Origin of the sequence: Burkholderia sp. MSHR3999 (genome assembly GCF_000833595.1) — a bacterium.
GTDB lineage: Bacteria > Pseudomonadota > Gammaproteobacteria > Burkholderiales > Burkholderiaceae > Burkholderia > Burkholderia ubonensis.
Window position 1 is genome coordinate 188,526 of sequence record NZ_JRFO01000006.1, and the last position, 21,337, is coordinate 209,862.

The 21,337-nt window shown below is 60.6% G+C and carries 14 protein-coding genes; 7 read left to right on the forward strand and 7 right to left on the reverse strand.

All coding sequences use genetic code 11. The features are described from left to right. Positions 1-5: 5 nt before the first annotated feature. From KY49_RS18135 to KY49_RS18160, 6 genes are all read right to left on the reverse strand, one after another. Positions 6-1,508, reverse strand: a complete 1,503-nt coding sequence (locus tag KY49_RS18135; RefSeq protein ID WP_231636453.1) for a TolC family protein — start codon at positions 1,506-1,508, stop codon at positions 6-8. Further along, on the reverse strand, positions 1,498-2,841 hold the full coding sequence (locus KY49_RS18140) for an HlyD family type I secretion periplasmic adaptor subunit (RefSeq protein ID WP_042586016.1): 1,344 nt from the start codon (positions 2,839-2,841) through the stop codon (positions 1,498-1,500). Before KY49_RS18140 ends, KY49_RS18135 begins: the two co-directional genes overlap by 11 nt. Beyond that, the gene (locus tag KY49_RS18145) at positions 2,838-4,976 is read right to left on the reverse strand and encodes a type I secretion system permease/ATPase (protein WP_042586017.1); all 2,139 of its coding nucleotides are present in this window, start codon (positions 4,974-4,976) and stop codon (positions 2,838-2,840) included. The genes KY49_RS18140 and KY49_RS18145 overlap by 4 nt, the downstream gene beginning before the upstream one ends. 140 nt (positions 4,977-5,116) lie before the next feature. Beyond that, the gene (locus KY49_RS38195) at positions 5,117-13,465 is read right to left on the reverse strand and encodes a proprotein convertase P-domain-containing protein (protein WP_197083589.1); all 8,349 of its coding nucleotides are present in this window, start codon (positions 13,463-13,465) and stop codon (positions 5,117-5,119) included. Positions 13,466-13,488: 23 nt separating this feature from the next. Continuing rightward, entirely contained in the window at positions 13,489-13,995 is a 507-nt protein-coding gene (locus KY49_RS18155; RefSeq protein WP_042586018.1) for a hypothetical protein, read from the reverse strand. Between the two features lie 669 nt (positions 13,996-14,664). After that, positions 14,665-14,970 carry a hypothetical protein gene (locus KY49_RS18160; protein ID WP_042586019.1) on the reverse strand — a complete coding sequence of 102 codons (306 nt, stop codon included), beginning with the start codon at positions 14,968-14,970 and terminating at the stop codon, positions 14,665-14,667. A 561-nt stretch (positions 14,971-15,531) separates the two neighbouring features. On the opposite strand from KY49_RS18160, the gene KY49_RS35850 reads away from it, so the two are divergent. Further along, positions 15,532-15,825: an H-NS histone family protein gene (locus tag KY49_RS35850; protein ID WP_082062415.1), complete on the forward strand. Its 294-nt coding sequence runs from the start codon at positions 15,532-15,534 to the stop codon at positions 15,823-15,825. A 517-nt stretch (positions 15,826-16,342) separates the two neighbouring features. Here KY49_RS35850 and KY49_RS18165 read toward each other — a convergent pair. After that, positions 16,343-17,686 (reverse strand): alpha/beta hydrolase, encoded by a 1,344-nt coding sequence (locus KY49_RS18165; protein WP_231636454.1) that lies wholly within the window; start codon positions 17,684-17,686, stop codon positions 16,343-16,345. Positions 17,687-18,150: 464 nt separating this feature from the next. On the opposite strand from KY49_RS18165, the gene KY49_RS38200 reads away from it, so the two are divergent. The 6 genes from KY49_RS38200 (at position 18,151) to KY49_RS18190 (ending at position 21,332) form a co-directional block, all read left to right on the forward strand. Then, positions 18,151-18,300, forward strand: a complete 150-nt coding sequence (locus tag KY49_RS38200) for a hypothetical protein (RefSeq protein ID WP_177309687.1) — start codon at positions 18,151-18,153, stop codon at positions 18,298-18,300. After that, positions 18,293-18,763 (forward strand): hypothetical protein, encoded by a 471-nt coding sequence (locus KY49_RS18170; protein ID WP_082062417.1) that lies wholly within the window; start codon positions 18,293-18,295, stop codon positions 18,761-18,763. Before KY49_RS38200 ends, KY49_RS18170 begins: the two co-directional genes overlap by 8 nt. Before the next feature lie 95 nt (positions 18,764-18,858). Continuing rightward, positions 18,859-19,827: a DUF932 domain-containing protein gene (locus KY49_RS18175; protein WP_042586020.1), complete on the forward strand. Its 969-nt coding sequence runs from the start codon at positions 18,859-18,861 to the stop codon at positions 19,825-19,827. After that, positions 19,824-20,024, forward strand: a complete 201-nt coding sequence (locus KY49_RS18180) for a hypothetical protein (RefSeq protein WP_042586021.1) — start codon at positions 19,824-19,826, stop codon at positions 20,022-20,024. The genes KY49_RS18175 and KY49_RS18180 overlap by 4 nt, the downstream gene beginning before the upstream one ends. Positions 20,025-20,097: 73 nt before the next feature. Next, positions 20,098-21,093, forward strand: a complete 996-nt coding sequence (locus KY49_RS18185) for a YqaJ viral recombinase family nuclease (RefSeq protein WP_042586022.1) — start codon at positions 20,098-20,100, stop codon at positions 21,091-21,093. An 11-nt stretch (positions 21,094-21,104) separates the two neighbouring features. Continuing rightward, complete coding sequence (locus KY49_RS18190) at positions 21,105-21,332, forward strand: hypothetical protein (RefSeq protein WP_042586023.1); 228 nt, start codon at positions 21,105-21,107, stop codon at positions 21,330-21,332. The last annotated feature ends 5 nt before the right edge of the window (positions 21,333-21,337 follow it).

Consider the following 21,337-nt stretch of genomic DNA (forward strand, 5'->3'; position numbering starts at 1 on the left):
TCATCTCAGGGCTGAAGCTTTGCATGATTGTCGCTTCGCAAAAAAGTATCCGTCTCGACGATGCTTGCCCGGCCAAGTACTCCCGCATCGGCCATCAGCCGCAGCCTCGCCGAGCGCCACTCCGACTGCACGCGAATACGCTCCTGCTGTGCGTCGGCCAGCGCTGACTGCGCATTAAGCACTTCCAGGATATCCGCCACGCCATGCTCATAGCGGTTACGTGACGACTCGAGTGCAGTCTGCGCCGTGGCGAGCAACGTATCTGCCGTATCGAGGCTGGCCAGCGATGACTCCGCATCCGCGTGTGCCTTGACAATAGCGCCGAGAATGTCGCGTTCGGTGTCCTGCATCTGGGCTTCGCTCTGTTCCGCCTGAGCTTGCGCTTCGCGCACCTTGTAGGTCCGCGAGAATCCCTCGAACAGTGGGATTGTCAGCGTCACGCCCACGATTGCGGTGTTCGAGCGCATTGCCTGCACACCCTGGTTCGGATAGCCGTTCTGGTAGAAACTCACCCCGAAGTCCAGTGTTGGCAGTCCCTCGGAGCGCACACTGCTGACCTTTTCCTGCGCGGCCCGCCATCGCAGTCTTGCGGCCTCGAGCCCAGGGTGACGCTCCCGCGCTGCCTGAAGCCATTGTGCGAGATCGGCGATATCCTGCTTTGCCGGAACCAGGTTCTCGGCTGGCAACGTAAGTTGCGTTTCCGCTGGCATGCCAAGCGCGTACACAAGCATCGCGATCGCCTTCCGGACGTCGCCCCTGGCCCGCTCCTCACCCAGTTGCGCCCGGGCGAATGCGGTCTGCGCCTGCAGCGTGTCACTACGCCCGGTAGCACCCCGGGCTTCGCGGCGCTGGGCAGCGACCTGGGTTTCGTTCGCGAACCGCGCGGCCTGTGCGCGCGCCCGGAACGCAGCCTCGGCCGTCAGCGCATCGAAATAGGCCTGAACGGTGGCCTCCAGTGTCCCCTGAAGCGACGCGTCATAACTGGCCAGCGCAGCAGCCAGCAGATCGTTGGCCGCGACGCGGTTCGCAGCACGCCCTCCAAAGTCGAACAGCCGCCAGTTCAGCGCCGCGTAGCTGCTATAGCCGCGCACGCTGCTGTTCGCAGACGCAAACGCCGGATAGCGGGTGTCGTTGTGTTGTCCGTTGACCGACCCGGTGACCGTTGGAAGATATGCCGCGCGCGCCTCGCCCAGCGTGGCCGCCTGTAACCTGATGCTGGCCCACGCGGTCTTCACCTTCGGATCATGGCAGAGCGCAATGTCGACGGCGTCCGCCAGGTGCAGCGGCGAAGGCACGACAGCGACGGCTGGACAGGCTACCGTGGTGCTGTCGCCTGGGAGCAATGCGCCTGTGTCGAGGACTGGCGGACGCGTAAGTAGCGGATCATCGAGGATATCCGGAATCCCGCGTAAAGATCCGGCCAGGGCAGGCTGCACGGCCATACCGATGCCGACCGCCGTCGTCACGGCTAAAGCGAGTTGTCGCGGACGGGCGGATCTAGCGCTCATGCAGGCTCTCCCGCGCATGTTGGATCAGTGGCGACAGCACATACCCGATTATGCGTCGCGTCCCCGTTCGGATCTCGACGCCGCCCGACATCCCCGGTGTAAGTGGTACCCTTCGCCCTTCCACCATCAGGTCAGCCGTATCAAGCGCGACCTTCACCGAATACAGCAAGCCTTTTTTCTCGTCTTCGATCGCATCGCGCGACACATGGCTTACCACGGCTGGAACGGTCCCGTAGCGCGTGTATTCGAACGCATCAATCTTCACCGATGCACGCTGGCCTTCGCGTACGAATCCAACATCGCGGTCGGCGATGAAGGCCTCGAACTCGACCTTCGGGCTCAGCGGCACGATCTTCATGAGCGGCTGGGCAGCGGGCACGACCCCGCCTACCGTATGTACAGTGAGTTGCTGGACCGTACCGTCCACGGGCGCCGTCAGGGTCAACAATGCATCATGCGCACTAGCCCGTCGCACATCCCCGGTGGACGATGCCAGGGTCCTGCTTGCGTCCTGGAGCCGGTCCTGCGAAGCCTTGCGCGTATCGGCGGTCAGTTCTGCCTGCTGGTTACGCGCATTGGCGAGTTCGCCCTCGATCTCGATACGGGCCTGCTGCTTCGCAAGCCAGGCGTCGGTCGACACATCGTGCGTTTTTGCAAGCGCGGCATAATCCCTTTCCTGCTGCACCACGAGTGGCAGGGCCGCACCATAACGCGCAATGTCACCGGCGAGCCGCGCACGCCTGGCGGTATAGTCACGCCACTGGTCCGCCAGATAGCCCACTCCCGCCTGCCAGCGCTCGGGGTCCACATCGGGCAAAGCGGAAAGATGCGGCGCGTGACCGTTGGCGATGGCCGAGAGCAGGCTTTCTTCACAGGCGACCTGCACCCGTGCGATCTGTCGGCTGGCTTCAGCCTTGTCGCGCTCGCTGTCCGTTTCTCGAGTATCCAGTTCGATCAGTGTGTCGCCGGCCTTGACCGTCTGGCCTTCCCCGACATGCAGTGCATGCACGCTCGCGACCTCGACCGACGAGATTGTCTTCGTATCGCCGCTCGCGATAATCTTGCCCTGACCGTTGACGATGATGTCGACATGTCCGAGCACTGCCCACAGCAGCAGCACGGCAACCATCGCCATCAGTATCCGGGCCACCCAGCGGCCCGCCGGTGACACGGGCCGGGCCTGCAGCGCTAGGGCAGCCGGCAGGAATTCTGCCTCGTGATCGCGCAGCACGGGCGCATCCAGCTGGCGACGCTGCTGCCAGAAATGCCGCCAGACATCCCGGTAACGCTTCACCAGGTCGACGGTTGCCTGCAGGCGGTGCTTCAGGCTCATGCCGCGTTCTCCGCCGCCCCTTGCTGGAGGGCATACAGATGCGCGTAGATGCCACCGGCTTTTTGCAGCAGCTGCGCATGACTCCCGGTCTCGGCAATCTGGCCGCGCTCCATGACGACAATGCGATCCGCCTCACGTACGGCGGAAAGCCGGTGCGCGATGATCAGCACCGTACGGCCGTGACAGATACGCCGCATGTTGTCCTGGATGATCTTTTCCGATTCGTAGTCGAGCGCGCTCGTCGCCTCATCGAAGATCAGGATGCGCGGATTCATGATCAGCGCGCGCGCTATGGCGATACGCTGCCTCTGTCCACCGGACAGGCCCGTGCCATGTTCCCCCACCACGGTGTCGTAGCCCTCCGGCAGCTCGCAGATAAATTCGTGCGCGCCGGCCAGCTTCGCTGCCTCGATGATGGCCTCGACAGGCAGCGCGGGGTTAGCCAGTGCAATGTTCTCGCGCACCGAGCGGTTAAAGAGCGTGTTTTCCTGCAGCACCACGCCGATCTGCTGACGCAGCGAGGTCGTGTCAATGATCGCAATGTCCTGGCCGTCCACCAGCACGCGTCCGCGGTCCGGCACATAGAGGCGCTGCACGAGCTTCGTGAGCGTGCTCTTGCCCGAGCCCGACCGGCCCACGATGCCGATTACCTCACCAGGCGCAACGTCCAGCGACACGTTTCTCAGCACATCCGACGCGTCCGGCCGGTAGCGGAAGGACACCTGATCAAGGGTTATCGCACCTGAGAGCCGGGGCAGGCGCGTTTTCTGCCCAGCGACCTCCGTGCGGGCATTCAGGATATCCCCGAGTCGCCCCATCGAGATGCCGACCTGCTGGAAGTCATTCCATAATTGTGCCAGCCGCAGGATCGGACCGGAGACCTGGCCGGAAAGCATGTTGAAGGCGACGAGTTCACCCACCGTCATTCTGCCGTTGATGACCTGCATCGCGCCCACCCACATGATCGCGGCTGTCACCAGCTTGCTGATGAGCGTCACGCCGCCGCTGGCGATGGTCGCGGCATTGGCAACCGAAAGGCCTGCTGTAACGTAGGCCGCAAGCTGCCTTTCCCACTTCTGGATCCAGCGCGGCTCAACCGCCATCGCTTTCACGGTATCAATGCCGCTGATCGTCTCGACAAGGAACGACTGGTTCTCCGCGCCACGGTTGAACTTCTCGTTCAGGCGCGCACGAATTACCGGCGTGAACACGAGCGACAGCACCAGATACAACGGAATGGAGGCCACCACGATGAGCGTGAGCCACACGCTATACCACAGCATCACCGCAATGAACACGACCGAGAACGCGAGATCGAGCACCAGCGTCATGGCGTTGCCGGTCAGGAACGAGCGGATATTTTCCAGCTCCCGGATGCGCGCCACGGAATCGCCCACACGCCGCGCCTGGAACCAGGCCAGTGGCAACGCCAGCAGGTGATGGAACAGCCTCGCGCCCAGTTCCACATCGATCTTGCTGCTTGTATGGGCAAACACCCAGCTGCGAATACCGGTGAGCGCCGCCTCGAACAGCATCGCGCAGATCAGGCCAATGGCGATCACATGCAGCGTCTTCATCGCGTTGTTGACGAGGACCTTGTCCATCACGACCTGGAAGAACATCGGGGTCACAAGGCCAATGACCTGCAGCACCAGCGACACGAGCAGGATTTCACCCAGCAGACGCCGGTACCGGACGATCGCCGGGATGAACCACGTGAAATCAAATTTCGCCATCTCACTGGCAAAGCTCGCCTTGCTGGCGAGGAAGATCAGTTCGCCGGTCCACATGCCGAGGAACTCCGATAGCGGTACAACCGCCGGAGGCTCACCCGCATGCTGGACAAGCAGATCGCAGGGTCCGTCCGCGCGTTTGCGGTATTGTCCGACAACAAGATAGCGCCCACTGGTTCGCTCCCGTGCGATTGCGGGCAACGGGGCGCGATCGAGACGCGTGGGATCCTGCTGGACGGCGCGCGCCGCCAGGCCGAGAGATCTGGCGGCAAGCAGCAGGGTAGCGGTCTGGAAGGGTTCGTGACCGAACGTGTGGCGTAGCTGTGCTTCATCTGCAGCCACACCGTGTAGCGTGGCCATTGCGGCCAGTGCCCACAGTCCGGAATCCTGGGGAGCATTCATTGTAAGCGCAACTTTTATGCAATGTCGGGCAGGCCGACCGACGCTCGATTGACGCCCGATGTGTCGGGATCGGTCGACGGTCAGGCTGTGCGGTGCGTGGTCCAGGCCGCTCGCGACCCCGGACCACGCCGGGCGAGGCGTTAACGCCAGCTGGCAGCCAGCACAGGTTGCAGAGTTTGCTGCTCCGCAGCCGGCAGGCTCGTCTGCCCCGCTGCCGGCGGCGCGAACGCCGCCATCGCCTGCACCAGCTGGTTCACGCTGGATGCGGACAGCGTTTTTCCGTCGCCTGCAACGATCGAACCGGCCCGCTCTGGGGTAGCCGCGTACCAGTTTTTCAGCGTCACTGACTCGCCTGTGCCGTCCACGGTGATCTGAAGATCCTGGCCAACTTCCTGGAACCAGAGGTTGCTGGAGGACACGTCCGCACCAAACCTGAGCTGCTCGCCTGTTCCACCGAATTCCACGCTGTACGCCCCGTGTCCCACGGTCACCGTCGAACTGGCTCCCGTCATCTGTACGGTCGCGGCGCCATCTCCCAGTACGACCGTAGAAGAGGATCCCGCGACGATGATGCTGTTGTTGGCACCACCCGTGACCGTCACGCTATCGCCGTTGCCGCTGGCATTGACGGTGTTCGAGCTGCCATTGAGCCAAATGCCGCTGCCAGCACCCTCCGTGACGACGTTCGACGAACCATACACGCCAAGCGTGTCGCCGCTGCCCGCATTGATGCTCACACCAGAGCCGAAGACATTGTTCCCGGTGTCGTTCGATCCAACGGTCACACTGTCTCCGCTGCCGTTTGCGTAGACCGTGCTCGAGCTGCCGTTCAGCGATACGCTGCTGTTATTTGCCTCCCGAACTACGTTCGACGAACCGTAAACACCGAACGTATCGTTGCTGCTGGCGTTGACCGTGACTCCCGAACCGAACACGTTGTTGCCCGTGAAGTTCGAGCCAATCGTCACACTGTCACCGTTCCCGTTCGCGTAAACCGTGCTTGAGCTGCCGTTCAGCCACAGGCCGCTGCCCGAGCCCTCCGTGACCACGTTTGAAGATCCGTAGACTCCGAGCGTGTCGCCGCTGCCCGCATTGATCGTGACACCCGAGCCAAAGATATTGTTTCCTGTGTCGTTGGAGCCCACCGTCACGCTGTCACCGTTCCCGTTCGCGTACACCGTGCTTGAGCTACCGTTTAGCCACAGGCCGCTGCCCGCGCCCTCCGTAACCACGTTTGACGATCCGTATACCCCCAGCGTGTCGCCACTGCCGGCATTGACGATAACGCCCGAGCCGTAGACGTTGTTGCCAGTATCGTTCGAACCCACCGTCACGCTGTCACCGGAGCCGGTCGCGTACACCGTGCTGGAACTGCCATTCAGCCAGACGCCGCTGTTATTCGTCTCCCGGACCACGTTCGACGAACCGTATACTCCGAACGTGTCATTGCTGCCCGCATTGATGGTCGCACCAGAGCCGAACACGTTGTTGCCGGTGAAGTTCGAGCCAATCGTCACGCTGTCGCCAGCGCCATTGACGTAAACCGTGTTCGAACTGCCGTTCAGCCACAGACCGCTGCCATCCGCCTCCGCGACCAGGTTCGACGAACCGTACACACCGAGTGTGTCACCACTGCTTGCGTTGATGGTCACGCCCGAGCCGTACACGTTATCTCCGGCACTGTTCGAGCCAACGGTAACGCTGTCGCCCGCACCGCTCACGTTGATCGTGTTCGAGTTTCCGTCCAGCCACACGCTACTGCCATTGCCTGAAACATTGAAGGTATTGCCGTTGCCAGTCTGGCCAGCAAATCCATTGCTGCCCGTGCTCAGCGTCATGCCCGAGCCAGCCGTGACTGGAACTACGTGCAAGGTGACGAGCGAACTTGCAGTCGCACCAGCGAGGTCGGTCGCCACGACCTTGACCACCAGGTCACCCGTAGCGATCCCCTGTGCACCCGTAAACGCGAGATGGACCGGGTCGAAGGTCAGGCCCGCCGGCAGAGGATTGCCGTTGGCCAGCGTCGCGCTCCAGGTCAGCACATCACCCGCAACCGGCGAGCTGAACAACGTTTTTGGCAGCGCATACGACCACCCGGCCGCACTGGATTCGGTCTGCGTCAGTGACGGCTGGCTAACGGTTACTGCTCCGTTCTTGACGATCGCTGATACGGTAGCCGCCGAAAATGACTGGCCTGCGACGACGATCGTCCCCATCCCCTGTCCGTTGAACTGGCCCGTTACTACGACCTCACTAACGTTCGGTTGCCCCGGATTCAGCGTCACCAGCAGATCGTTGCCCTGCTTGCTGAACTGCACGGTGCCGGGCGTCACACCCTGCAGCACCAGCGTATCGACCTGCCCTGCGCCAGCCTGAACCGTGTCGACGCCGCCTCCGGCGTTGACGACGTACGTATTCGTTCCGCCACCGCCGATCATGAGGTCGTTACCCGTTCCTGCTACAAGCGTGTCGTTACCCTCGCCCCCCAGCAGCGTATCGTTTCCTGCATTGCCCGTGATCGTATCGCCGTTGTTGTTGGCGGTTCCGACCAGCGATGCGCTGCCTGTCAGCGTCAGGATGTTGATGCTGTCGGGCAGGGCTTCGTCGATCGAGGCCTGCATGGTGGTGGCCCCGTTTGCAGCTGTCGACACGGTCAGACCAATATTCGTTCCGACAATGGTCGTCGGATCCACACTGTCCGGATTGGTCACCAGCGGGGACTGCGAAGAGGGCGTCGCCGGTGCGACTGGCGTTGCGACCGTACCGGCTGTCCCCGGCGCAGGCGTGGCAAAAATGAAATCCGATGCAGTGACCTGCGACGGGTCAATAGCATCCAGATAGAGCAACTGTGCGCTTAGCGATGTGCTCCTGACGTTCGCGCCGTGAACGACGGCCACGCCGTTGATCGTCATCCGGTTGCTCAGGGTGATGCCCAGGTCCGCAAAACTCGTAATCCCCAACTTGCTGACATCGATCTTGTCGATGCCATGACGGAAACCCTGCAATGCGTTTTTGTAGTCTGTTGCGCCGGTCTGCGGGGACACCACAAAGATATCAGAGCTCGCAGCATCGTGCATGTAGACAGTCCCGGCGAGCTTGGCTGTCGAGCCCTGGAGGGATACGCCCGCAAATCCACCGCTCATCGTGATTACATCGGTTCCTGCGGGAGGGACCGTACTGCTCTGGCCTGTCGTGACATAGGCAGGGGGCGCCACAAAGGTGTCCTGGAAGACGAACTGCGCGGCCGTCAGGCTGGCAACGGTCTGGTTCTGCAATACGATCGTCTGGCCATTGCCCAGCCCGACTACGACATTGCCACCCTGCTGGGTAAGCGTCAGGTCCTTGAACTGCTTGCCGGTAAAGCCCACCAGGTCAATCTGTTCGCCGCCAGATACGTTGAAATTGACGATGGTGTCCAGCCCGTTCGCACGTGCATGGACGACGAACAGATCCTTGCCCGTACCACCGGTCAGCGTGTTGCTGCCGCGACCGCCGTCAAGCAATGCATTGGCATTGTTCGCGGTCAACGTGTCGTTGCCGTCACCGCCAACAAGATTCTGGATCTGGTCAGGGTTACGGATCGTCAGCGCCGTTCCTCCGATACTCGCGGTACCTGTGAGCAGGTTGATCGACGTGTCGCCCGACACGGCCGCCGCATCGATGGTATTACGTCCGCCGGTGCCATTGACCGCCGGATCAAGCACGGCGGCATTCGCGTTAGCGGTGACTGCCGCGGCATACTCGTCCGTGTAGTAGTAGGTGTGATCGGCGGTGGTCGTACTGCCGTACAGACGCAGTGACCAGTTGTTCAGCGTGACGGGCTGGCCCGTTGCCGCATCGGCCACCTGGAGCGTCCAGTTGCCCGCTGAGACTTCTCCCCAGTCGTGGGTCGACATGAACGTGTACTGGAATTTGCCAGACGTCGTGCTGCCGACATCCGTCGAACTCGCTCCCGGAGAGCCAGCCGGAATGACGCCCTCCCGATTGAGCAGGACGCTCTGCGTGCCGTCCGGCGAAACCAGCGTGACAATGAGGTCGCCCAGACGGCCGACGTTCGCGTCCAGATCGATCTCGACGTGTTCGATGTTTAGACCCGCCTGCATCGCGATCGAACTGCTGAGCGTGCCGCCGCCCTGGATAGTCTGGCTCACCGCACCGCTCGAGGCAGACCAGACTTTCTCGTTAGCCCCGGTACTCTGGGTCATCCATGTCTCGGCAAGCCGCACCGCCGCACGTGCATCGACCTCGCCGAAGCCATAGTCATTGCTGACGTGCATGCCGCCGCCGTTCCAGTTGTTCGCCCCGTTGGAGGTCCATTGCGTGTTCGGATCATTCACCTTGCGTGCTGTGAGCGCGAGGATCGCCTGCACGTCCCGATAGCCGAGATTCGGATTGGCCTGCAGCATGAGCGCAACGACCCCCGAGACGATCGGCGTCGCGAAGCTGGTCCCTTGCATGTTGCTGTAGGCGCTACCGAAGGTCGAGCCCTGGTCGGTCATCACCATCTGGCTAGTGCTTTCAATGTTGCTGCCGGGAGCCGACACCAGCAGGCTTGCACCCGGATTCGAGAACGGTGCCGAGCCAATCTGCAGCGTCGACAGGTCGCTCTGCGCGTTGATGGCACCCACCTCGATCGAAAACCGGTTGTTGTTGGTCAGCGAGCCCTCGGCATTACCGCCGGTTGCGCGCTGGTTACCGCCGGCCTCGACGATAATGGTACCCAGTCCGCCACGGCCATTATCGGCAGCGTACTGGGCATTGGTGATCAGCGCGCTGGCCGTATTGATCTGGCCGTTCTGCATGTTGCTGACGGCGAAGTCATTGGTAAAGTCCCAGCTGTTGTTGGCAATGTCATAGCTCACTTCATGCCCGAGTCCGCTCAGGTCGCTACCGCTGTTGGCCAGGTAATAGCCCGCAACGGTCGCATTGTAGGCGACGCCAACGCCTCCCGTGCCGTTGTCCGCCGCGACCATGACACCCGCCACCATCGTCGCATGCTGCGAAGTCTCGGTGGGCAAGGTGCCGTTGACAAGCTGCGAAGCCATCCACGCCTGATCGACACTGGGCGCAAGATCCGGGTGCGTGTAGTCGAAGACTTCCGGGCCGGTTGCAAACTGTCCGCCCGGCTCGAACTGGCCGATGCGCACGCCTTTGCCTGTGTAGTCCTTCCAGACCGGCAGGATATCGGCGTCGCTGAGATACCACTCCTGCGCGAGCAACGGATCCGTCGGCAGGTCCGGCGTCATCAGAGACACTTCAGCCTGCATCGCTGCTGTCTGCCCGGAATTCAGATCCTGCACGACCGCGCTCGTATGGCCTGCTGCATCGGCGACGCCATATTTGAAGCTCATGATGCCCGTGTAGCCCGCTGTCGGCGTGAACAGCACGTCGCCCGACGCCGTGAGGGTCACGCTGCCGCCGATCGCGCTGCCGACCGAAGCGATATGCAGCGAACCCGTGCTGTTCAGGCGCTGGTCGTTGGCGAGCAACTGCGCCGCCGAAATCAGATGCGGCTGGGTGTGGTCGAACGTCTTGCCATTACCGTCCACATGCAGCGTGTCGGAAACCGGCATGGGATCGGGCAAGGACAGATCTACTGCCTGGATGTCCGAGAAGTTCAGCTTCTGGATGTTGGTGATGAAGACCGTGCCGTCGCGATTGGGCACCTTGTCTGCAACGTAGTAACCACCGTTTGCCGCTACGATCCGGTATTCGCCGTAGCTGCCGTGGAACTGCACGATGTTCGTGCCGCCGCCGCCATCAATCGCGGCATTGCCACCGCCGACCTTGATCAGGTCGTTGCCCGCACCGCCAAAGATGTGATCGGCACCGCCGCCGGCATTGATGATCGAGCCTGCTGCAGACGCATAGATTGTGTCGCCATTCGGACCAGAGGTGATCTCTGCCTGACCGCTACCGCCGATGATCAGGTTGTGACCCGATCCGCCGACGATCACATCGGTACCGCCGCCGCCAATCAGCGTGTCGTCGCCAGTGCCACCCTTGATATACACCCCGGTGCGCCCGCCGCTCATGATTACGTCGTTGCCTGCGCCACCTTCGGCGATTGTCACTCCTTCCTGGGCCATGTTGACGGTCATGCCCTGATTGCCGGTGATGACCACCGTGTCGACGCCGCCATTGCCGTGAATACTGGTCGGGTTGTCATTGGCCGAAACAACGAACACGTCGTTGCCAGCGCCACCGTTAAACGTATCGCTGCCTGATCCGCCTACCAGCCAACTCCCCCCCGCGGCAGCGTTCAGCGTGTCGTTGCCCGATCCGGCATAGATGTTGTTCACGCCCAACGCACCCGCGTCGAGCGTCAGGTTCTGGCTGGTCGTGTCCTGATACGTTGTGACCTGCGTACCGCTGGACGTGGTCGTTGCAGTTACGCTATTGGCTGAGTTGGAGAACGTGCTGCCAGCTGGATTCGCAACGAGGTTGACGTCCTCCATCGTCCGGGCCGCGCCGTTCATGACAAAGCTACCCAACGACGTGACGATATTGCCGTTGTTGATCTGCCGGGTACCTGTGGCGCTGAGGTTGATACTCGTGATGCCCAGTTGCGCGAGTGTGAGCATCTGCCCGGTACCGGGCCCCGTGCTGTTCACCCAGACACGCAGTTGGCTCCAGAGAGGATCATTTGCGTCGATCACGCCGTCATGGTTACTGTCGAACGAGGCAAGCGCTGCTATTCCACTCGCAAAGGGCGCGGTGCCAGGGCCACCATTGGTGCCCGCCTTGCCGCCGTAGTACGGGCTGAAGATCTGGCTCATGCTTGTGACCTGCCCGTTGGCGTCGGGAACCACAAGCATGCCGGTTCCGGATGCCACCCATCCCGTTTGGTGCAACGTGCCCGAGTTGTCGACGTTGAAGAGCACTCCCGAGCTCTGTTCCGAAGTCGTCACGATGCCCTGTCCAAGGTCGAGCAGCAGCGGATCGATGTAGACGTTGCTCGTCTGCGAAGCCGATGTCGATCCGATGGCAGCAAGCGCATTCAGTCCGCTCAACGTGGACGATCCAATATCTGCAAGGATCTGGTTTGCTGCCGTATTCGGATCCGCCTGCACTTCGCCGGGACGCACGCCATCACTGGCGAGGCCTGCCTCAGTCACCGAGACAAAATCGGTCTTGTTGAGCGTGCCATTGCTGAACCCGATCGACGACGTCGCGCTGTTTGAGACATAGCCGAGATTCGTGTCGTTGGTCGCGGTATTCTCGCCCTGAGTCTGGGACAGTGGCTGCGGGTTTGGATTGACGGTAATTGTCGGCGACTGGCTGTTGTCGGCAGTTGGAAGCGTCACCAGTGTCCCAGGAGCGATGGTGCCAGTCGACGAAAGCGCGGGGTTCAGACCCAGGAGCGTGGAAACGCTGACTCCGGCAGCAGCGGCGACAGCGTCTAGATTGTTGTAGACATTGTCCGTCTGGAATTGGGTTGAGCCCACCCAGTTGTCCAATGCGGCCGTCGCCAGGTCGCTAGTAACATTTCCGTTCGAATCATAGCTATTCCTCGTTTCAGTCAATGTTCCGTTGACTATCTGCAACGTGCTCGTCTGCAGCAACTGACCGTTGCCGCCAATTAGACTGTTCCAGGTTGAACCGGATGTCACGTTGCTCACGCTCATCGTGATTGAACCATCTGGAAGCACGACCGTTGTAATGGTCTGGACAGTCTTGCCTGTCTGCGCGTTGATCACGTTGACCAGCGACGGATCGGACGGATCGCTCTGAAGTAGGTAGTCACCGCTCCGCACCGAAATGGCTGGCGAAGGAGCATTGCTATTCGCGCCACTCCCGTAATACTTTTGATACTCTGGCATTTGCTCCATAGCGCTTTTGACTGCCATTTCGCAAGTTGACGTATAGCCGCATGTAGCAGCGAGATCACCAACCACATCGGCCTTACCTCCCAGAATTTTGGCAATTTGACCTTCGATGGCAGTATCGGCCGAACCAAACAGCGTCAGATCTCCGACGGGCATCCCCGTCGCATGATTCGGCAAGTACAGCAGACCGTGCGGAGCACCGGGATCTGTTGACTGCAGGCTCACACCGTTCGCAGAGAGGTTGCTGGCAGCCTCGTACATAAGTTTGTATGCGTTGATCTCTGCTCGTGCCTCACCAAGAAGGCCGTCGCCGCCACCTGAGAGCGGCCCAGCTGGGTCGGAATAGTGTCCCAATTCATGCGCCACAGTTGCCGCCAACACATAGCCCGGCGACTTCAGCGGAAAAGACGGAAGCACTGAGGAGATTTCAATTCCTGCCGAAGTAGTAGCTCCATTGACAGTAGTTCCATTTTCGACAAGCGGACCGGACGAAACAGTAATGTCATGCACCTGGAGATAATTCCCCAATTGGGCAACATACTGCGGGGAAGCGTTTACTAACTTGAGAAAATCCTGAAAAGTACTACTATTTATACCACCAAACGCGGCAGCCAACGAAGCCAGATTAGGATTTGAAGCGGAAATAGAGATTTGCGTCATGATTCAATGGAATCCTGAGAATTTTAGTTATGCAATAATCGTTGTAGCGTGACCGTCATTGCACATCCACTGGCCAGATATACGATCGACCAAGGTGCTCGCCCGGGTTTGTTCTGCTCGCCTCCGTAGGCGCCAAAATAGAGAACACCAGTAGGATCTGCCTGTAAGCCCGGCATAACCTCCCCGTGACTCGGAACCTGGGTGTATCCGTGGCCGTAAATCCGCCGAACGGCCTGATCCGTTATGCAAATCTGATCTAGATTCAATTGCATCTGAAGACGCAATACACGGAGATTTTTTTCGTAGTCGTCTGGAGCTATCCTGTATGAAAGAGTCTTAATGCTGAAGTAACGTAAGTCTCTCGCATCGTGTCGCGACTTGATTCCGGGCGTATCTATCGTAATGGCGTCCATCGGCTCGGTAATTGTCAGCCCGAAGAGTTTCACAATTCGCGAAAAATCCTCAATCCATTCCGGGTGATCGATCAACGAACGCAACTTGAGCCAGAATTCCGTCTGCTCAGGGCCCATGTTCAGCTCCTCAACAATCGAATCTCGACCGCGCACCTGTATGACCTTGTCCGGAAGCTCTCCTGCATGAGTTAGCGATTGGCCAACACCGCCAAGCAGCAGAATACATAGTGAAAAGTGCCGTACAAGACGACAAACACTGTATGCAGAGTATCGATATCGCCATCGCTGACGACAACAAGCTTTCGAAGCATTCACAACGCAATCCTCCCTAATGGATTCCAAGGTCCGAATGGGAAAGAGGCACCGGCGATACTTGAACGCACCGTATTTCTCCTAGAGCATGCACATCAAGCGACGGAATCCAAACACCGCGTCGTTTGCGGCGATAGGTGCAAAACGTATGGGGTGCCGCCGTAACAAATTATCCGCCTCGGAATTTGTCAGCCCACTGATTCGAGATTTTCAAAGATCATCAAATTTGTTCCCGCATTTTTTTAGATAGACTGACTAATTCGGTCGCTGCCGTCGTCGGAAACGGCGAACACTAGTGACGCATCAGCTGCGCAAGGGAATCGCACCGATGGAAATGACCCGCAGCGAAAACATGTCCACCGATGGACAGCAACGACAACGCTCGCGCCCTAACTAGCGCGCCATTCGACCCGCTGCAGAGCACGTGTAATCGCCGCGAGGTTCGCTCCCATGGCGTCACCCATCTCAGCATGCTTAACTGACGGCCACTGTGCGTTCGGCGCGGGGATGCTGACACGGTGCGTCCGTCGAACTCTGCGTGACGGCGGGCTGAAACTGGACCGGAGCGTGCGGATCGACGATCGGCGGAGCATGCGCAACTTCATCCGCGAGAAACACCGCAGGGCTCAGGTACATCACAGCAGCCATCACCCAATCGGTCGCCTTCACCCACATCCCATGCCCTTCGCTGTTCAGCGAACTACTCTCGAAATTAATCGCTTGCTTGGCCGCGTTACATTGAACGAGGCGTTTCTCAATCTCGCGCGTGACGCGGCGCATAATCTGGTCTCACTCTGCGTTTTGGCGCGATAGTCGCACAAGCGAGACTGGAAGATGGTCAACAAGTGTCAGGCCTCAAAATCGCCTGAGTCGACATGCCTTTCAAAATCCAAACAAAACTAAATCAATATCCCCGCCATCAAATCACAAATCCCCATTTTGACAAACCACAGAATTAAAACATTTATCCCCATGCAAAACAGATATTTTTAAAATATTTTAAATTATCCGAAAAGCGGGCCAACGAACGCCGAACACCAAATTTCCGTGTCTTACAAGCCGATGCCCTATCCACCCGCCCCTCGGCGGCCTTTTTACAGAAACCCCAGCAGCAATATTTTCGAGACGAAAGAAATGTCAAATACATCCACTCGATGTAGCAGCGGCAAGCGAAAATCCATGCTCATCGACCATCACCGCGAATTACAAAACAATTACGAATCGAGGCGTACCTCAATCAAGCGCACGTAAGCCGTTGTTGCTCCGCATACACGGGTGCTTGACTTCGTACGCGACGAGCGATGTCATTCACCGGTTTTTCACGCTCAACAACTCAAACTCATGCCAACCTACGAAGAACTGCTTCGGCAACGCGACGCACTCAATGCCCAGATCGCCACGGCGAAATCTCACGAGCGAGCGGGCGTCCTCATGGAGATCAAGCACTTGGTTGCCGAGTTCGATATTGCCTCCCGAGAGATCTTCGGAGCCGAAAGGCCTCGGCCCCGAATCAGACCACTGGCGAAATACCGAAATCCGGCGACGGGGGAAACATGGAGCGGGCGTGGACGCCCGCCCGCATGGATTGCCGAGCATGAGCGAACGGCTTTCCTGATCAATGCCGCGAGCGAATAGAACCACAGACGGCGTAGCTCCCGTGTTTGTCCATCCCACGTCCGATTACCAGGAAGCACTCAACCATTCGATGCGTAACGTTACCTCCACTTACCGATTCCCCATGATTTGCAGCATTTGGGTGCTACTCGCATGCAGCAATGTCGCCCACGGCGAATACCGCGAGCAATGGCTAGGTGCGGCAGAAATGCGACGGGAAGCAGACGCCCATCGCCGAGCGGCGCCAAAATCCGCGCATGCCATCGGTATTCCCGAGCAAGCACGAAAACAGCTGCCCCACACGAGCGCACGACATACTCTCCCCGCTACTGAGGATGATCCGATTGCTTCATTCGCCGGAACGGACGTGAAGCCCGGCGCAGCGAAACTCCGTAAGCCGGGTACCAAGCACGTCGCGTCTTGAACGCCCCGTGAGCGCGACATGACAACCGATCTGAAGCGTACGGCTGTCAATAGCCGCTTGAAAGGTCCACTGACACCGCACGCGTCCGCTCGCATTGGTCTGCGGCAATCGCTTTCACTTCATGAAGACCCAATACGACTGACTACCGGACGGCATCTCGTGAAGACAACACCGCTCGGGGGCACGCATGTCTTTGTCAACGAGGTAAAACAGGTCGTCCAGCACCGTGCGCTGCCCGTAATACGAGTGACCCAATAGGTCGGACTGCGCCGCAGATGCGTCGATGGTTTCCATGCCCTTGAGTACGACAAGGTGTGCGGATTCACCCAGCCGTGCACCGTTGTGCCAGGTGTTCGAAGCCACCAGCGCCTTGTCATGGGAGGACGCATACAACGTGACGGGCGCACCGAGCTTGAGCAATCCCGGCGCAACCTGTTCGGTGAACTCGGTCGCCCCGATGTCCGGCGCGGCGAGAATCACTTCCTTGATTAGCCCGACACTATGGGGATCGGACACGGCCAACGACGCAAGCGCACGCGTCAAGCCCCGGTTGCCCATGCTGTGCGCAATCAGGTAAACACTATCAGCACCGGACTGTGCGAGAACCTCCCGCAGGAACTGCTCGAGGTGCGGCTGAGCGTCGATGATCGCCTGCTCGTCCGCCGAGTAAGCGAGTTGGCTCAGCTTCCCTCTGGACGGCCAGCTGAAAAATATCGTCGCCCCACGAAATTGCAGGTCAAATGCCATCTGTGCAGTCCGGCGGGCGGCATCGTCAAAACTGACGTTAAAGCCGTGCACGAACACCAGTACGCTTCGTCTGGGGGACGCGTGCAGGTTTTGCCGCAAAGCCGACCAGAACGCGTCGCCAGCGAGCGTTGCGGTGCGAAGGAGAGTGATGTGCTTTCCCGGGTCTGCCTGAAACTGCAGCAGCCAGACCGAGGGCGATTCCAGTTCGCCCTGTTTGTGATTCCGCGGAATGCTGACGTGGACCTCGCCGTAGGTCAGGTGATCCGCCCGTGTGGTGCTGAAAACGGGCGCGGAGGCCGGACCGGTGACTAACCGATCGGTGCCGAAATAGACTTTTTGCACCACGTACGCCGCGTCGGCGGACGACATCGCACCTCCTGCCAACACTCCTGCGAGTCCGCCCGGGCTAACTGGGCCGTGCACGACATGCGCAGGCGCAGGCGCAGGCGCAGGAGCCGCAGCCGGCATAGCAACTGGGAAACTGTTTCCTGGCACGGCGACAGGGGCGGGACTCGTCACGACGACCGACTTGGCGGGTGCTTCGGCATCCGCGATGACCAAGGTGCCAAGGTTGCCTGTCAACGGTATCTCGCCGGGAATCGACGCCGACGCGCCGCGATCATGAACGCCGGTAGAGGAAGGCAAACTACAGCCGCCCAGCAGCATCAGCGCGGCACACAGTCCTACGACGGGTAGCGGCATCTTATTCATTTTCTAGCTCCGGGACACAAGGTGATTCCGGACCACAGACTGTCGCCAGTCGCGGCGCCCGTCCGGGCGCAGGCGGACTACCCCGGCGCATGCCGGCCGGCGGCTCCGCAACGCGTACCGCACCTGCCCCTGCAGGTGTCGCCGGCACGCGGGCTCACCGGGGCGGGCACAGCACGCCGGCAAACCACTGATATTCATTCAACATAGGAAAGAACTGCCGGATATTCAAACAGATCCGTCGTTTTTACCGAAGCACACCGCTGAGCCCCAGCAATTTGCTCCCAGGTTCTGAGTGCCCGTCGGGCGAACGCGCCCAGCGCCACAGATGGGTGGCGTTGTTCGCCTCGCCCGATGTATTCAAAAAAATTTCAAGCACATATGACTACTGCGAGCCCAGGCCCCTCCTGCGGCTCTGCCAGTCCGGTTGCCCGCTGGCATCGTCATCCCTCCCTGGAGTTCAACCGATGCTACCCCCTTCTCCTCTCGACTATCTCGCCGCCTTCGCGCTCACCTTTCTCAGCGGCGCGTTGCTCGCCGCGTGCCACTGCAAGTATGTGAGCAAGGTCCGGCACGACGCCCGCGCCCTTGAACGCGAGGCCCCCGTTCATGCCTGATCACCCTCCGTTCTTTCAGTACGGCGACGAGGACGAAGACGACGCGTGGCAGCGCGGCCACCACGAGCCACGCCAGACGGAACAGCCAGATGCCAGCGAATCAACGCGCTACCGTCCCGGTATCGGTGACGTGGCCTATCCGTGCCCGTCGTGCGAATCATTCCGCACCGAGCAACGCTATATCGCGCGGCGAATCTGCAGCGCCGTAGGCGCCGCGGCAGGCGCGACGAGCGCGGTCGCCGCCTCGCTGTCCGGCGCGGAGACCGGCGCGGTCATCGGCGCGCTTGGCGGTCCCATTGGCGCTGTATGCGGTGGTATCGCTGGCGCCGTCCTCGCCGGGCTCCTGGCTGGCGCGGCCGGCTGCACCACTGGCGCGGCGCTGGGCGAAGCGCTGGACCTGAAGGTTCTGAACAACTGGCGATGCCTCGCGTGCGGACGCACCTTCACCGTCCTTCCCGACTGACCTGCCTCGCGTCGTTCCTTCCATTGTTTTTCCCCTCGTCCCGCCCGGCTTCGGCCGGGCTGTATGCCCTCGTCTATTTTCTACAAGGATTTCCCATGCATCTCGTTCAAACCATGGCCTATGTCGGCCAGGAGCCGTGGCACGGTCTCGGCAACCGTCTTACCCCCAATCAATCGATCGAAGACTGGAAGCGCGCCGCCGGCATGGACTGGAGCATCGAAGAAGCCGAAGTGCGATTCGTCGCTGCCGGCAATCGGAATCTTGGTTCGATCCACGCGTTTCCCGAACAGAAGGTGCTGTACCGCTCCGATACCAAAGCGCCTCTGTCCGTTGTCTCATCGCGCTATGCAGTCGTGCAGCCTACGGAGATTTTGGAGTTTTATCGTGATCTGACTGAGATCGGCGGGTTCGAACTCGAAACGGCTGGCGTGTTGAAGGAAGGCCGCAAGCTCTGGGCACTCGCCAAGACCGGCCATTCTGGCCTGCTCAAGGGCAAGGACAAGATCGGCGGCTATCTGTTGTTGGCGACCGCCTGCGACGGCACGCTCGCTACCACCGCACAATTCACGTCCGTCCGTGTGGTCTGCAACAACACCCTGCAAATCGCGCTGGGCGACAGCACGGGCGTTGTGAAAGTCCCGCATCGATCACAGTTCGACGCAGCCGCCGTGAAGCGCCAGCTGGGTATCGCCGTGTCGTCGTGGGATGCGTTCATGGTGCGGACCAAGGCGCTCGCCGAACGCAAGATCACAGACTCCACGGCCGAAGCGTTCCTGCGGCGCGTGCTGACGTACTCGACGGCCAGCCTGCCGGACCGCGAGACCGTCGCCGTCAACGAGCGCGCGATCAAGGCAGTCGGTCAGCTCTACGCCGGGCGTGGCAAGGGTGCGGATCTGTCGTCGGCGTCGGGCACGGCCTGGGGTTTGCTCAACGCAGTGACCGAGTTCGTGGATCACCATCGCCGCGCCCGGACCGATGATCACCGCCTCGATGCGGCCTGGTTCGGTGCGGGTGCGACGCTCAAGCAACGGGCATGGGACGAGGCGATGAAGCTTGTCGCATGACGAAGCTCGCACCGCCGCTGGCCGTCGACATGCGAATTCAGATCCCACGCGGGGCCGGGTTACGGTTCGGCGGCCGTTACGTCACGGTCCCGCAAATCGAACCCCAGGGTACGACTGTCCACCTCGGAAATGGCAAGCTCGTGACCTTCGCCGGCGACGCGCTGCAGGACGCATTCCGGCGCATCAAGTCGGCGTAGCACCACTCCCCATCTTTACTCACCTTCGGCCCGGTCAGATTCGTCTGCCGGGCTTCTTCGTTTTGGAGGTCCCATGAACACGCCTCACCCTGAGCCGCCGCGCACGCGAAAGCCTGCGCTGAAGCTCGTCAAAACTGCTGATCTATCACGCGATGACTGGCTGGCTGTGCGCCGTACCGGCATTGGCGGGTCTGATGCCGCTGCTGCGGTCGGCCTGAACCCGTACATGAGTGCGCTGGAATTGTGGCTCGACAAGACCGGACGCGCGGAAGACATGCCCCGGCCAGATCCGAACGACACAACATCGCCGACATTTTTTGGCGTGCTGCTTGAACCCATCGTCGCGGCTGTCTACACCCAGCAGACCGGCAACAAGGTCCGCAAGGTTAATGCGGTGCTGCGGCACCCGTCTATCCCCTGGATGCTCGCCAACATCGATCGTGAGATCGTCGGCGTGCGCGACGTGCAGATTCTGGAATGCAAGACCGCCGGCGAATTCGGCGCGCGGCTCTGGCGAGATGGTGTGCCCGAGTACGTGCAACTCCAAGTCCAGCATCAGCTTGCCGTGACAGGCAAGACGGCAGCGCACGTCGCGGTGTTGTTGTGCGGTCAGGCACTGGAAGTGCATCGCATCGACCGAGACGACGCCCTGATCGGGCGGCTCATCGAACTCGAAGCGCGCTTCTGGCGCTTCGTGGAATCCGATACGCCACCACCCGCCGATGGATCGGAGTCGGCCGATCGCGCGTTGCGCCACCTGTATCCGGGCAATGGAGAAACGATCGACTTCAGCGACGATCATCGTCTGTCGTCCGCGTTCGCTGATCTAGTCGCGGTGCGGGCTGAGATCGAAACGCGCCAACAGCTCGAAGCGCAGTTCAAGCAGACGATCCAGCAAGCGATGGGTGACGCAATCCGGGCTGTATTCGAAACCGGCTCCGTGTCGTTCAAGCGCAGCAAGGATTCGTCGTCGATTGATCTCGATCGTCTGTTGGCCGATCACCCCTCGTTCGAACAGCAGTACGCCATCTCGAAGCCGGGTTCCCGGCGCTTCCTCGTTTCCACCTGATCCGACCGACCATGACGAACCTCGAATGTCTAACGGACATCATGACCTTCTCGCGGTACGGCGCACTCGCCCAAGCGTTCGTGATGGACGCGCTCAGCAAGCACGCCGAGCGCGTTGCGAACGTACCCCTCGAAAAGCTGCAAGAGCAGTTCGGCGTTCATCCGCTCATCAGCGCTCGCGCCTGGCACGGCGTCGCTCAGGAAATCCACACGAAGCTCGAAGCACACTTCGCGCGGTAGTCAGC

What these genes read in the sequence shown, in the direction of transcription:
- KY49_RS18135 (WP_231636453.1), bottom strand. Translation starts at nt 1,508, where the DNA reads ATGAGCGCTAGATCCGCCCGTCCGCGACAACTCGCTTTAGCCGTGACG.
- KY49_RS18140 (WP_042586016.1), bottom strand. Translation starts at nt 2,841, where the DNA reads ATGAGCCTGAAGCACCGCCTGCAGGCAACCGTCGACCTGGTGAAGCGT.
- KY49_RS18145 (WP_042586017.1), bottom strand. Translation starts at nt 4,976, where the DNA reads ATGAATGCTCCCCAGGATTCCGGACTGTGGGCACTGGCCGCAATGGCC.
- KY49_RS38195 (WP_197083589.1), bottom strand. Translation starts at nt 13,465, where the DNA reads ATGACGCAAATCTCTATTTCCGCTTCAAATCCTAATCTGGCTTCGTTG.
- KY49_RS18155 (WP_042586018.1), bottom strand. Translation starts at nt 13,995, where the DNA reads ATGGGCCCTGAGCAGACGGAATTCTGGCTCAAGTTGCGTTCGTTGATC.
- KY49_RS18160 (WP_042586019.1), bottom strand. Translation starts at nt 14,970, where the DNA reads ATGCGCCGCGTCACGCGCGAGATTGAGAAACGCCTCGTTCAATGTAAC.
- KY49_RS35850 (WP_082062415.1), top strand. Translation starts at nt 15,532, where the DNA reads ATGCCAACCTACGAAGAACTGCTTCGGCAACGCGACGCACTCAATGCC.
- KY49_RS18165 (WP_231636454.1), bottom strand. Translation starts at nt 17,686, where the DNA reads ATGAATAAGATGCCGCTACCCGTCGTAGGACTGTGTGCCGCGCTGATG.
- KY49_RS38200 (WP_177309687.1), top strand. Translation starts at nt 18,151, where the DNA reads ATGCTACCCCCTTCTCCTCTCGACTATCTCGCCGCCTTCGCGCTCACC.
- KY49_RS18170 (WP_082062417.1), top strand. Translation starts at nt 18,293, where the DNA reads ATGCCTGATCACCCTCCGTTCTTTCAGTACGGCGACGAGGACGAAGAC.
- KY49_RS18175 (WP_042586020.1), top strand. Translation starts at nt 18,859, where the DNA reads ATGCATCTCGTTCAAACCATGGCCTATGTCGGCCAGGAGCCGTGGCAC.
- KY49_RS18180 (WP_042586021.1), top strand. Translation starts at nt 19,824, where the DNA reads ATGACGAAGCTCGCACCGCCGCTGGCCGTCGACATGCGAATTCAGATC.
- KY49_RS18185 (WP_042586022.1), top strand. Translation starts at nt 20,098, where the DNA reads ATGAACACGCCTCACCCTGAGCCGCCGCGCACGCGAAAGCCTGCGCTG.
- KY49_RS18190 (WP_042586023.1), top strand. Translation starts at nt 21,105, where the DNA reads ATGACGAACCTCGAATGTCTAACGGACATCATGACCTTCTCGCGGTAC.